General features: G+C 64.4%; 13 protein-coding genes. 6 read left to right on the top strand and 7 right to left on the bottom strand.

The features are described from left to right. Window positions 1-3 precede the first annotated feature (3 nt). The 3 genes from KBB36_RS02075 to KBB36_RS02085 all read left to right on the top strand — a co-directional run bounded on the left by KBB36_RS02075 (window position 4) and on the right by KBB36_RS02085 (window position 3,137). A complete protein-coding gene (locus KBB36_RS02075) occupies window positions 4-618 on the top strand; it encodes a peroxidase-related enzyme (RefSeq protein ID WP_290976168.1) in 615 nt (204 codons plus the stop codon). Between the two features lie 113 nt (window positions 619-731). After that, complete coding sequence (locus KBB36_RS02080; RefSeq protein ID WP_290976171.1) at window positions 732-1,943, top strand: EAL domain-containing response regulator; 1,212 nt, start codon at window positions 732-734, stop codon at window positions 1,941-1,943. 414 nt (window positions 1,944-2,357) lie between these two features. Further along, window positions 2,358-3,137, top strand: a complete 780-nt coding sequence (locus tag KBB36_RS02085) for a class II aldolase/adducin family protein (RefSeq protein WP_290976174.1) — start codon at window positions 2,358-2,360, stop codon at window positions 3,135-3,137. Here the strand turns inward: KBB36_RS02085 and KBB36_RS02090 are convergent. Both KBB36_RS02090 and KBB36_RS02095 read right to left on the bottom strand, forming a co-directional pair. Continuing rightward, the gene (locus tag KBB36_RS02090) at window positions 3,125-4,042 is read right to left on the bottom strand and encodes a putative 2OG-Fe(II) oxygenase (RefSeq protein ID WP_290976176.1); all 918 of its coding nucleotides are present in this window, start codon (window positions 4,040-4,042) and stop codon (window positions 3,125-3,127) included. The genes KBB36_RS02085 and KBB36_RS02090 overlap by 13 nt on opposite strands. Beyond that, complete coding sequence (locus KBB36_RS02095; RefSeq protein ID WP_290976178.1) at window positions 4,039-4,323, bottom strand: PqqD family protein; 285 nt, start codon at window positions 4,321-4,323, stop codon at window positions 4,039-4,041. The genes KBB36_RS02090 and KBB36_RS02095 overlap by 4 nt, the downstream gene beginning before the upstream one ends. A gap of 89 nt (window positions 4,324-4,412) precedes the next feature. On the opposite strand from KBB36_RS02095, the gene KBB36_RS02100 reads away from it, so the two are divergent. Next, window positions 4,413-5,360, top strand: coding sequence for a hypothetical protein (locus KBB36_RS02100; RefSeq protein WP_290976180.1), 948 nt, complete (start codon window positions 4,413-4,415; stop codon window positions 5,358-5,360). Between the two features lie 246 nt (window positions 5,361-5,606). Here the strand turns inward: KBB36_RS02100 and KBB36_RS02105 are convergent, their stop codons facing one another. The 5 genes from KBB36_RS02105 to KBB36_RS02125 all read right to left on the bottom strand — a co-directional run bounded on the left by KBB36_RS02105 (window position 5,607) and on the right by KBB36_RS02125 (window position 10,898). Further along, the gene (locus tag KBB36_RS02105; RefSeq protein WP_290976182.1) at window positions 5,607-6,581 is read right to left on the bottom strand and encodes an aspartyl/asparaginyl beta-hydroxylase; all 975 of its coding nucleotides are present in this window, start codon (window positions 6,579-6,581) and stop codon (window positions 5,607-5,609) included. Next, window positions 6,574-8,490 (bottom strand): asparagine synthetase B family protein, encoded by a 1,917-nt coding sequence (locus KBB36_RS02110; protein ID WP_290976185.1) that lies wholly within the window; start codon window positions 8,488-8,490, stop codon window positions 6,574-6,576. The genes KBB36_RS02105 and KBB36_RS02110 overlap by 8 nt, the downstream gene beginning before the upstream one ends. A 12-nt stretch (window positions 8,491-8,502) precedes the next feature. Next, window positions 8,503-8,664: a hypothetical protein gene (locus tag KBB36_RS02115; protein ID WP_290976188.1), complete on the bottom strand. Its 162-nt coding sequence runs from the start codon at window positions 8,662-8,664 to the stop codon at window positions 8,503-8,505. A gap of 348 nt (window positions 8,665-9,012) precedes the next feature. Next, complete coding sequence (locus tag KBB36_RS02120; protein ID WP_290976191.1) at window positions 9,013-10,308, bottom strand: hemolysin family protein; 1,296 nt, start codon at window positions 10,306-10,308, stop codon at window positions 9,013-9,015. Between the two features lie 191 nt (window positions 10,309-10,499). Continuing rightward, the gene (locus KBB36_RS02125) at window positions 10,500-10,898 is read right to left on the bottom strand and encodes a RidA family protein (RefSeq protein ID WP_290976194.1); all 399 of its coding nucleotides are present in this window, start codon (window positions 10,896-10,898) and stop codon (window positions 10,500-10,502) included. A 105-nt stretch (window positions 10,899-11,003) separates the two neighbouring features. On the opposite strand from KBB36_RS02125, the gene KBB36_RS02130 reads away from it, so the two are divergent. Together KBB36_RS02130 and KBB36_RS02135 are read left to right on the top strand one after the other, a co-directional pair. Beyond that, the gene (locus tag KBB36_RS02130) at window positions 11,004-11,630 is read left to right on the top strand and encodes a TetR/AcrR family transcriptional regulator (RefSeq protein WP_290976197.1); all 627 of its coding nucleotides are present in this window, start codon (window positions 11,004-11,006) and stop codon (window positions 11,628-11,630) included. Then, window positions 11,627-12,016 carry an MAPEG family protein gene (locus tag KBB36_RS02135; RefSeq protein ID WP_290976198.1) on the top strand — a complete coding sequence of 130 codons (390 nt, stop codon included), beginning with the start codon at window positions 11,627-11,629 and terminating at the stop codon, window positions 12,014-12,016. The genes KBB36_RS02130 and KBB36_RS02135 overlap by 4 nt, the downstream gene beginning before the upstream one ends. Window positions 12,017-12,019: the final 3 nt, after the last annotated feature.

Genomic DNA, 12,019 nt, shown 5'->3' on the forward strand with positions numbered 1-12,019 from the left:
GACATGGCCCAGACCAAAAAAGCCGCCGCCAAGACCAAGGCACCGAAAGCGCCGAAGCCGCATGCGCTGGATATCCCGGTGCCGCCGCGCGCCAAGCTCGATCCCGATACGCAGGCCTATTTCGCCAAATGCGACGAGAAGCTGGGCTATGTGCCGAATGTGCTGGCAAGCTACAGTTTCGATGCCAAGAAGCTGCGCGGCTTTTCGGAAATGTATAACGAATTGATGCTGGCGCCTTCCGGCCTGTCCAAGCTGGAACGCGAGATGATCGCGGTGGCGGTGAGCAGCATCAATCATTGTTATTACTGCCTGACCGCGCATGGTGCGGCGGTGCGGGCGCTTTCCGGCGATCCCAAGCTGGGCGAGCAGATGGTGATGAATTACCGCGTGGCCGATCTGACGCCGAAAATGCGCGCCGCACTGGATTTTGCCGCCAAGCTGACCGAAAGCCCGGACAAGATGGTGGAAGCCGACCGCGCCGCGCTGCGCAAGGCCGGCTGGAGTGACCGCGATATCTGGGACATCGCCGCCACTGCCAGTTTCTTCAACATGTCGAACCGCATGGCCGCCGCCATCGAGATGATGCCGAATGACGAATATCACAATGCGGCACGATAAGGCGGCGTGACAGGCAGGGTTTTGAGCGATCGGCGCAGCATCCTGCCAACAGACGACTTGACGTAGGCCCTGCGGCCAGCACACTACACTTTTCCGTTTCGGGGGAGTGTGGTTTGTCCGGGTTCGATCCCGCCTCTATGTCGGTCATGGTGGTGGACGACACCAAGCTGATGCGCGACGTGGCGCTGGCCTATCTGCGCCGCTACGGCTTTCTGCACTGCACCGCGCATGCCGATGGCCGCGAGGCATTGGCAGCGCTGGCGGCGGCAAGCCGGCCGGTGGATCTGATCCTGCTCGACCTCAACATGCCGGTGATGGATGGCATCGAAGTGCTGCGCCATCTGGCCGAACGCGCCTATGACGGCCAACTGGCGCTGATCAGCGGCGAGAATGCCCGCCTGCTGCGCACTGCCGAGACACTGGCCCGGGCGCATGAACTGAATATCATCGGCGTGATCGAAAAACCGCTGACCGCAGCCAAATTTGATGCCCTGCTGACCCGGCTGGCGCCGCTGCGCAATCCCAATGAGCTGCCGGCGGCACTGCCGGCAGTCCCGGCCATACCGGTGAGCGAGGCGGAATTGCTGGCTGCCATCGCCGCCGGCCAGATCGGCATCGCGGTGCAGCCGAAGATCAATCTGCGCGACCGCAGCGTGGTGGGGGTGGAGGCCTTGGCGCGCTGGCATCATCCCAGCCGGGGCATGGTGTCACCGGTGGATTTTGTGCCGGTGGCGGAAGCCGGCAAAGCTGCCGAGCCGCTTTTTGCCGCCGTGCTGGAACAGGCGCTGGCCAGCCTGGTGGATTGGCATCGCCAGGGCCACCGGCTGCAAATCGCCATCAATATCTCGGCGCCCGACCTGACCCGGCTGCATCTGCCGGATCAGGTGGCGGAAGCCACCCTGCGCCACGGCCTGGTGCCGGAGGATATCCTGCTTGAAGTAACCGAAAGTCGGTTAATCCAGGATTTGGCCCCGGCTTTGGAAGTGGTCACCCGGCTGCGGCTGAAGGGCTTCGGCCTGTCGATTGACGATTTTGGCACCGGCTATTCCTCGCTGGAGCAATTGCAGCGGATTCCGTTTGACGAATTGAAGATCGACCGCCGCTTTGTCACCGGCGCCGCCAGCGATGCCTCGGCGCGCGCCATCATGGCTTCATCAATCCGGCTGGCGCGCAGCCTGGGCATCGGCACCGTGGCCGAGGGAATCGAGACCCAAGCCGACTGGGATTGCGCCCTGCGCCTGGGCTGCGATGTGGTGCAGGGCTACCTGATCGCCGCACCGATGCCGCCTGAAAAACTGCCTGCCTGGCTCTCTGCCTGGAAATAAGGCAGAAGCGGCTTTGCCCTGGTGAGGGCTAAACTATTCGCTTACATATGTGTTTTCCGGCTACCGCCTTCGCGGGCGCAATATTTATGCAGCCTGTGACATATCAGCAACAGGTGCGGCGCGGGCCATATATACCCTTAAAAACAATAACTTGAGCCATGAGCATTTTTTTATAACTTTCCTCTTGCACTGCACCATTCATCCCGCTACATTGTGCATCGCAGCAACGCTTCCCGGCTTGCTGCATGCCCTTCTCGGGCGTTTCCTCCCTAGACTTGGGCCGCATCGCTGATGCGGCCCCTTTTTTTGTCTGCGGCAGGCCGAAGCCTGCCGTGCGGCCGCATCGGTGATGCGGCCCCTTTTTTTTGTTCGCAGTTCGGCTCACACTGCAAACAATAATTGGGAGGAAAAATCATGGGCCAGATCGCCAACCTGAATAACCGCGCCGCCATGTCAGATGCCGAATGGCGCCTGCGGGTTGATCTTGCCGCCTGTTATCGCCTGGTGGCGCATTACGGCTGGGATGATCTGATCTTCACCCATATTTCCGCCCGCATTCCGCAGGACAACCCGCAGGCGCCGGAATATTTCCTGATTAACCGTTACGGCCTGATGTTTGAGGAAATCACCGCCTCCAGCCTGGTGAAAGTGGATCTGCACGGCAATGTGGTGGATGACGAGCCGAACAGCATCAATCCGGCCGGCTTCACCATCCATTCCGCCGTGCATGAGGCGCGGCCCGATGCCGGCTGCGTGATTCATCTGCATACGCCGGCCGGCGTGGCAGTTTCGGCTCAGGAAGGCGGGCTGCTGCCGATCAGCCAGACGGCATTGTTTCCCTATGCCAATCTGGCCTATCACGATTACGAAGGCGTGGCGCTGAATCCGGCGGAGAAGCAGCGCCTGGTAGCCGATCTGGGCCGCTGCAACACCATGCTTCTGCGCAATCACGGCACCCTGGCGCTTGGCCCCAGCGTGGCCGATGCCTTCCTGGGCATCTATGTGCTGGAACGCGCCTGCGCCACCCAGGTGCTGGCCCAGGCCGGCGGCGCTGCCTTACGCGCTGTGGCGCCCGAGATTGTTGGCGGCATCATGGAACAGGCGCGCCAGGTGACCCATGGCGGCGGCGGCCGGCTGGTCTGGCCGGCCTTGCTGCGCAAGCTGGAACGGCTTGATCCCGGCTACAAGAGCTGAACCGGGCCGGCAGCCTGGTCATAAAGTTCAAAGGCCACGCAGATGCGGCGCTCATCTGCTTGATTCAGCGGCCGGGTTTCGTGGGTGAAATGGCTCGGCATCAGCACCACAAGGCCGGGCTGCGGCTGGATCCAGCGTTCATCCCAGCCGTTTTCGGCGTTGAAACCTCGCTCAACCGCCGGGCCAACTCGTAGCCAGCCGGGCTTTTCCACCGCATCCGCCACCACGGCCGGCACCGCGACATAATACACGCCATTGATCCAGCTTTTGGAATGTAGATGCGACACATGATGGGTTTCAGCGCCAGAAACCACGCTCCAGCCACGCAGACCCAGCCGGGCCGGGCGGGCGCGCAGGAAGGCATTGTCCGGATCATCCGGCAGGCGCGCGATGTAATCCAGCGCCATCGCCTGCAAGCGCTGAAACATCTGGCGCAGCAGCGGGCTTTCATCCTGCTCCAGATGATTGCGCCGCCAGCCCATGCGGATCGCGCGGGAACTGGGCTGCTGAAAATGCTCCAGATCGCGGCTCAATTCCGCCGCCAGCAAGGGCAGCACCGGATCGTCCGGCCCATGCAGCGCGGTGATATGGAGAAACCGCTCAGGATCGGTCAAGGCGCGGGCGGCCTGTGAATTGCCGGCCCAGATGGCGGCGGCGGCCAGCAGATCAAAACTGCGCGCATTGGCAAAACCGGCATCCACCAGGGCGCGGACCAGCGGATATAGCCGCGGCCGCGGCAGCGCCCAGGCCAGCATGTCGGTAAAGCCGCCGAACCAGTCCATATTGGCATCGACAGCCTGCAAGCGGCGGCAGTGTTCGGCGGCGGCGGCGGCGTGGCCCTGGAGCAGCAGGAAGGCCGCCTGCCTGGCCAGGGGGATAAGCTCCGGCCCCGGCACGGCGCTCATGGCCTGCTGGCCTGCACCAGCTTGTGCGCCAGCAATTCAGACAGCAAAGCGGCAACATCCTGCCGGATGCGGTCCAGCGGCGCGTCATAGCGCTGCTGCAAATCCAGGCAAAGCGGTTCAAAGCCAACCGGATTTTCCAGCCGCTGCCAGATGGCGGTGCCGATGGGATCAAGGTTAAAATAGCTGCTGCTTTCAACATCCATCATCACCAGTTCGCCATCCACCTCGGTGGCCAGCAGCTTGGGCGAACGGTGGAAAAGCGTTTCCGGTGCGAAAGTCATGCTGTGTGTTGGCTATTGTCAGACGATAGGCCGCCTTTTATGGCAGAGGCCCGCCGGCCGTGCAAATATTGCCGTTCGGGGTTTTATGAATGACCGGTGAGCATCGCTACCGGATCTATGGCCTGACCCTGCGCAGCCCACGGCCGCTGCCGCTGCTATGGCCGGAACCCGATGCGGATCGTGCCGCCGATATCCTGCTGCACTTTGCCCCGGTGGCGATCCCGACCATGCCGCCGCTGCGCCAGGCGCGCCGGCTGGCAATCCATGCTGATGGCAGCGGCCTGTTTCAGGCCCTGCGCGGCGCGCGTTTCCTGATCCGCGACGGCCGCGAAATCACCATAGACCTGCCGCCCGACACGCCTGCGGCAGAATTGCACGCGCTGCTCTGCGGCCCGCCGCTGGGCTGGCTGATGTGCCAGCGCGGCCAGCCGCCGCTGCATGCCTGTGTGGTGCAGATCGGCGCGGCGGCGGTGGCGCTGGCGGGCGATAGCGGTGCTGGCAAATCCACCCTGGCCCGCGCCCTGATCGCCCGTGGCCATGGCCTGATAACCGACGATCAGGCGGTGATCGATGCCGAAGCCCGGCTGGTGCAGCCAGGCTTTCCAGCCATGAAACTATGGCAGGGCGCAGCGGTTATGGCCGGCGACAGGGTGCAGCCAGCGCTGCGCGTGCGCGAAGGACTGGATAAATACTATATCCCGATGCCGCAAAGCTTTCGGCCACAGCCGCTGCCCCTGGCGCTGGTGCTGGTATTGTCGCCCGGCGCAAATGGGCAAAGGCTGGAGCGGGCCAAGGGGCCGGAGACTGCAACGCTTTTGCTGCGTCACCTGTATCGGCCGGAATTCAGCCGGGGCGACAAACTGGCGCGCATTGCTTTCCAGCGCAGCGTGGCCCTGGCCGGCGCTGTGCCGCTCTACCGGCTGGAGCGCAGCGGCGATCTGGCCGATCTGCCCGCCCTTGTGGCAACCGTGGAAAACCTGGCGGCCCGGCATCCCCCGCTCACTCGTCATGCCCGGGCGTGCCTTGACCAGACATGAAATCAGCGCTGCTGAAATATCGCGGCGCTCAAATCCATCACCCTCACCGTCGTCATGCCCGGGCTTGACCCGGTCATCATATTTTCCTTGGAATTTAGCCATATTTTTGGCAAAAACGGGATGCCCGCTTCCGCGGGCATGACGACGGAGGGGAGACTCAGTCGGTCAGAAGTTATGCCGGACAGTCGTGGGTCAAGCCCGGGCATGGCGAGTGAGGATGAGGCGGGCAAGCGCCATAACCATCATTCAGCCAAGCTGGCCGGCATGCAAAGCCGCCAGCCTGTGCCAGGGTGGGCGCAGAAACTGGTCACACAAGGCGCGGATTTCCGGGCTGGCGGCAGCCTGCTTTTCGGCGCGATCATCGCTGAACGGCAAGCGGCCGGCGCGGTTCCAGGCCTGCAATTTTGTCACCTCGGCCATCGCCGCCAGTTCATCCGGGCCGGGCGTGATGCCCAGGCGCGGCAGCAGCCGGGTGATGATGGCATCCGGCAATTCCGCATAATCCAGGATCAGCCAGCCGGCGGGATTCTGCGCCACGCGGTCGGCCAGGATGCTGAAGGCGCGGCCCAGGCAATGGGCGATGAATTCCGCATCACTGAGGCGGCTTTGCCGGTCCAGCGCCAGGCCCGAAAGCAGCGGCGACCAGGCCATGTGGCGCAAATGCAGCCAGCCCGGTTTGCCGCGCAGATTGGATACCAGGATTTCCAGCGGATCGCGGATCAGCAGCAGCCTCTGCATGCCGGGATGCAGGCGCGTGAACAGGTCTGGCTCCAGACCGGCGCGCAAAGATTGTTTCACCACCAGATGGCGCGCCGCGTGGTGCAGCGGTTGGCCCAGCGCCAGCAGGGTTTTATCCAGCGCCGCCAGCCGTTCGGCATCCGGCACCAGGCTCCAGAAGGCGCCGCAGATATCAACCAGCGCGCCCGGTTCATCCGTCACCTGCAAAGCCTGGAGGCAGGCCAGCATCCGCGCGGTCAAGGTGGAGCCGCAGCGCGTCAGATGCCAGATCGAAAGCAGCGGCGGCAAGGCCGGCCGGCCCGGCTGAAAGGCGCGGATCGGGAGTGTTTGCAGCCCGGCCGCTGCCGGATCGCCAGCCGGCGGGCGGCCATGCAGGCCGAACAGAAAATCCGCCGGCCCGGCTATCGGGCGCAAAACAAAATCGCCGCCCTGGCCCGACGGCACTGCCCGCACCGGCATCAAAGCCGGCGCAACTTCAGTCATTGCGGCCTTCCTGCATCAGGATGAACTGCCCGAGCCGCAACGCTTCGCCCAGGCCCTTGCGCAGACGATGCGAGGTGGGAAACCGCCCGGCCTGTTCCGGCGTGGCCGGCCAGGCATCCAGGATGGCACGCATCTGCGCCGTATCCAGGATGGCGCCGGCCAGCGGCGAGCGTTCGATCCGCGCCAGTTCCGCCGCCATCCAGTCGCGCCGGCGATCCATCCAATCGTACCAATCGGCATGTTGCAGGCCGATGCGGGTTTCCAGCCGGATATTGTCGGGCGCCTGACCCGCCAGCAGCCGGCGCGCCAGCCGGCGATCCATGCCATTGCAGCGGTATTGTTCACGCGGCAGCGCCAGGCAGAATTCCACCAGATCAAGATCGAGATAGGGATCCCGCCAGGCCCAGCTCTGGCCTTGCAGGAAATGCGCAAACTGCGCATTGGTATGGCGATGCCGGTCCAGAATCAGAATCTGCGCATCCAGGTCGGGCGAGCCGGTGCGCAGCAGCGGCCGGTCATGATCATCCAGCTCCAGCCGTTGCGCCACATCCGGCCGCAACGTGCTCCATTCCTGCCACCAGTAATCGCGCTGGCCGCGCAGGCGGCGCACCCGCCGCTGCATTTCCGGCGACAGCAGCGGCATCAGGCCCTGATTCCACAATGAACGCGGCCGGCCGCTCCAATCCGGGCGGAACGGGATGACGTTACGCCATGCCGCCAGCCAGCGCCCGGCCAGCAGCTGATCCGCCACCACATGCCGGCCGGTATAGCTCAGCGTGACATTGCCGGCATCACCGCTCAGCACCGTGGCAATGCCCTGCTGGCGCATGGTGTGTTCCAGCGGCAGCATCAGCCAGGAAACCTGATGCGGGCTTTTGAACGGCCAGTCGCGGCTTTGCAGCAGGCTGCCGGGGGTTTCCAGCGCCAGATCGGGCAGGCTGGCATCGGCGACATGGGCGACCAGGCCCGGATATTGCGCCAGGAAAGGCTGCAACCGCTGCCATTCATCGGCAAAATGCCCGGCATCGGGTTGCAGCAGCCGCGCCGTGGGGTCGCTGCGCACGGTGAGGCTATGAACCGCCGCATCATGCTGCCGCGCGGCGCTGGCCACCACGGCGGGGGAATCCAGCCCGGCCGAGAGCAGGCACAAGACCGGCTCGCCTTTGGGCAGCCGCGCCGCCACGGCGCGGTCGAGCAATTCACGCGCCGCTTCAACATAATCCTCGTCGCGCCGCAGGCGCAGGCTTTGGCGCGGCAGCGGCGACCAGAAGGGCGCGGCTTGCGATACGCCATGGCCCTTGCGCCATTCCAGCGCTTCGCCCGGCGGCAGGCGGCGAATCTGGCGCCAGGCGGTGCGATCGCCCAGGCGATAATCCATCTTGGCCAGCCGCAGGGCCAGCGCATCCAGATCGGGTTCCGGATCAACCTCGGGAAAGGCCAGCAGCCAGCTTGGCCGGCTGGCCACCACCAGGCCATCCGGGGTTTGCGCATAATGCAGGCTGCCCCAACCCATCGGGCAACTGGCCAGCAGCAAGGCCTGGCGCTGCGGCTGCCATTGCGCCAGGGCATAATCGCCATTCAGCCGGGCCAGGCCCGCCATGCCCCAGCGTTCGAGCACCGCATCGGCCAGCAGAGACGCTGAAAGCGCCGGATCACGCCCCAGCGCCGCAGCCAGATGCGGGATATTGTACAAGGCCCCGCTGAGCAGGGTTATTGTGCCCGAGGCGCCGCCAGACAGACGGCTTGGCGCCAGGTTACGCTGGGGTGGGCGGCGCGCTGCCGGCGCGGTGGCATGATCCAGCCGCAGCATGGCGCAATCGGCATCCTGATACAGGCCGGTGATGGCCATGCCGGCCGGGCAACGACGCAGGATAGACTGCGCGGCCGCCCCGGTCGCTGCCAGAAACATCACCGGGCTTGGTCAGGAATGGGTGTTGATGAAGCCATCCGAGGACTGGTCACTGGAACCTTTGGTCAGCGCGCTGGCGTCATAGAGCCGCAGCTTGGGTGTGGACCAGGGCAGGCGCTGGTTGTCTGACCGATCAGCGTTTTCCTGGATTTCAGGTATATTTATATCAGTCATCATCACAAACCCGTCATTCCGGACCAGCCGGGGCGAACCCGGCAATGTTGCAAAATAATGCCGCTTGGCCTGGCAGGCAAGCAGAAGTCGGGCCAGACCAAGGATGCGGGTCCACGGCTGTTCGGGTCAATCGGATGGCGCTTTTGCGCCCCCGGAAAGTCGTCATGCCCGCGAAAGCGGGCATCCCGTTTGGAAAAATATGTCTGAATTCCTGGGAAAATGGGATGCCCGGGTCAAGCCCGGGCATGACGAGAGGGGCAGGAACCGGTCCGGTGCAGGCCGGTGCAATTTAAACCGGACAGCCGTGGGTCAAGCCCGGGCATGACGACGGTGAGGGGGCTGGATTTGCTAGCCATCCAGCCGGCTGGCGAGCAGCTTGTCGATGCGGCGGCCATCCATGTCCACCACCTCAAAACGCCAGCCATTCCAATCCACCCGGTCGCCGGTTTGCGGGATGGCGCCGAAGCGGGCCAGGGCGAAGCCGGCCGCCGTGTCGTAATCATCCTCGTCATCCGGCAGGGTGAAACCCAGCGTTTCAGCCATATGGTGGCGCGGCGTGAGGCCATCCACCAGCCAGGAACCATCCTCGCGCGCCAGCAGCCAGGGTTCCACCGGGCCTTCCGGCGTGGCCAATTCGCCGACGATGAATTCCAGGATATCGGCGGCCGAGACCACACCTTGCAGGCTGCCGAATTCATCCACCACCAGGGCGATGCCGGTGGGCGAATGGCGCAATTGCTCCAGCGCTTCCAGCACATCGGCGGTTTCCGGCACCACCGGCGCCGGCCGCACCAGCGGGCGCAGTTCCAGCGGCTTGCCATCAATCACCGCATCCAGCGCATCCTTCACCAGCAGGATGCCGTCGATATGATCGATGCCGCCATGGCCGGCCGGCAGACAGGCATGCATACTGCCGCGCAGGGTGGCCAATTGACGCGGCAGGGGCGCATCCAGGTCGATCCAGTCCAGTTCGGTGCGCGGGGTCATCACCGAGCGCACCGGGCGATCACCCAGCCGCATCACGGCGGCGATCATGGCGCGTTCGGCCGGCTCCACCACGCCGGCGCTTTCGGCCTCGGCCACCAGGCTTTTGATCTCTTCCTCGGTGACCTGCTCGGCCGTGTCGTGGCTGCTGCCAAACAGGCGCAGGCAGAGCTTGGCCGAGATATCGAGCAGCGAGACGGCCGGAGAGGCAAAACGCGCCACCTGGGTCATCGGCCTTGCCACCAGGCTGGCCATACGCTCGGCATTGCGCAAGGCAAGCTGCTTCGGCACCAATTCGCCAACGATCAGCGACAGATAGGTCACCAGCGTGACCACCAGGGCGAAGGCGATGCCATCGGCCAGGGCTTCGCTCCAGCCGAATTGTTCCAGCAGGTAGAGGCCGAGCCGCTCAGCCAGCGTGGCGCCGGAAAATGCGCCGGCGGCGATACCCACCAGGGTGATGCCGATCTGCACCGAAGACAGGAAACGGCCCGGATCGGCGGCCAGCTTGAGCGCCGCCTCGGCGCCGAGATCGCCGCGGCTGGCCATCAATTGCAGCCGGCTTTTGCGCGCCGACACCACCGCCAGCTCTGACATGGCAAGCACGCCATTGAGCAGGATCAGGGCCACCAGCAGCCCAAGCTCTGCCGCTAGCGGCATGGCGGCGCACTACTGGAAAGGGAAATCGGGTGAATGGCCGGCGGGGCGCTTAGGCTGCCTGCCGCCGGCGAGAATATTGGCGCATCATCATTTGGCATGGTGGCGGCATTATACCGGAAAGCCCGGGGCCAAACCAAGGGGCCGTATCGGGCTACCACACATCATTGAATTTGACGGAAATCCAAATAATATCAGCGCGCAGCCACCGCCTCGATCTCGATCAGCCATTCCGGCCGCATCAGCCGGTCGACAAAAACCGCCGTGGAGGCCGGCTGATGCTCGCCCAGGAAACGTTTGCGGATGTCGTTGACCGCCGAGCGCATGGCATCATTCAGGTCCAGCGCCTTGCTGTAGAAGATGGTCAGCTTGACCAGGTCCTTCGGCTCCATCTGGGCCGAGCGCAGGATGGCGCCGATATTGGCCCAAGCGAGATGCGCCTGTTCCAGGATGCCGATGCCGCAGCGGCCGGTGGGATCAACGCCGACCTGGCCCGAGATATAGAGCAGGCGCTTGCCGACAGGAATTTCGATACCTTGAGCATAGGCACCGACCGGCAACATCGCGTCGCGCGGGTTATGGGCTTTAAGCATTCTGCTTTCCCCTGGTTATGGTTAACCGTAAGTTGCGACAAAGCGCTCGCAACCGCAAGAAAAATAATTATTGACTGATCGGTCCATAATTGGCAGGGTGGCGCCATGGCCCGACCGAAGGAATTTGACGCTGAAACCGCCCTGCTGCGCGCCATGGAGCTGTTCTGGCGCCAGGGTTTCGCCGCCACCTCGCTGAGCCAGCTGGTGGCGGTGATGGGGATCAGCCGCCAGAGCCTGTATGACACCTATGGCGACAAGAACCGCCTGTTTCTGGCCGCACTCGACCGTTATTGCGCCGACCTGGCAGCGCATCTGCTCGCGCCATTGCTGCAACCCGGCGCCGGGCTGGCGGCTTTGCATCAGGCCAGTGTGGCGCTGATTGATTTCCTGCTCGCCTTTCCCGAGCGCCGCGCCTGCCTGATGGTGAATTCGGCGATGGAAATGGCGCCGCATGATGCCGCCGTGGCTGCTCGCGCCCGGGCGCATTGGCAGGGCATGGAACAGGCTTTCGCCGCCGCTTTGCGCACTGCCCGCGCCAGGGGCGAGATCGCCAGCCCGGAAGCGCCGGAAAACCTGGCGCGTTTCCTGGTTGGCATGGCCAACGGCCTGATCGTGGCGGCAAAAAGCGGCGCCGACCGCGCTGCGCTCAGCGATATTGCCCGGCTCGGCGCCGGCATCCTGCAACCCGATCCTGCTGTCATCCTCACCCACGAAGAAAGGTTATCGCCATGAGTATCGAACTTTCCATGCTGGCCTGGTCGGCTTTGCTCTGCCTGCTGCTCGCTTTCCCCTATACGCTCGGCTTCATCGCCCAGCGCGGCCTCTACAGCGTGGCCGGCAACCGCGAGGATTTTCCCGCTGCCGGCGGCTGGATCGGCCGCTCGCATCGCGCCCATCTCAACATGGTGGAAAATCTGGTGCCGTTTGCCGCCCTGGTGCTGGTGGCGCAGCTGGCCGGCAAGAATGATGCGATGACCGCCGCCGGCGCGCAGCTTTTCTTCTGGGCCAGGCTGGGCCACGCCATCGTCTACACCGCCGGCATCCCCTGGGCGCGCACCATCGCCTATTTCGGCGGCGTGGTTGGCATGCTGGTGATCCTGTGGCGCATCCTGGCCTGAGCC

Origin of the sequence: Ferrovibrio sp. (assembly GCF_017994015.1) — a bacterium.
GTDB lineage: Bacteria > Pseudomonadota > Alphaproteobacteria > Ferrovibrionales > Ferrovibrionaceae > Ferrovibrio.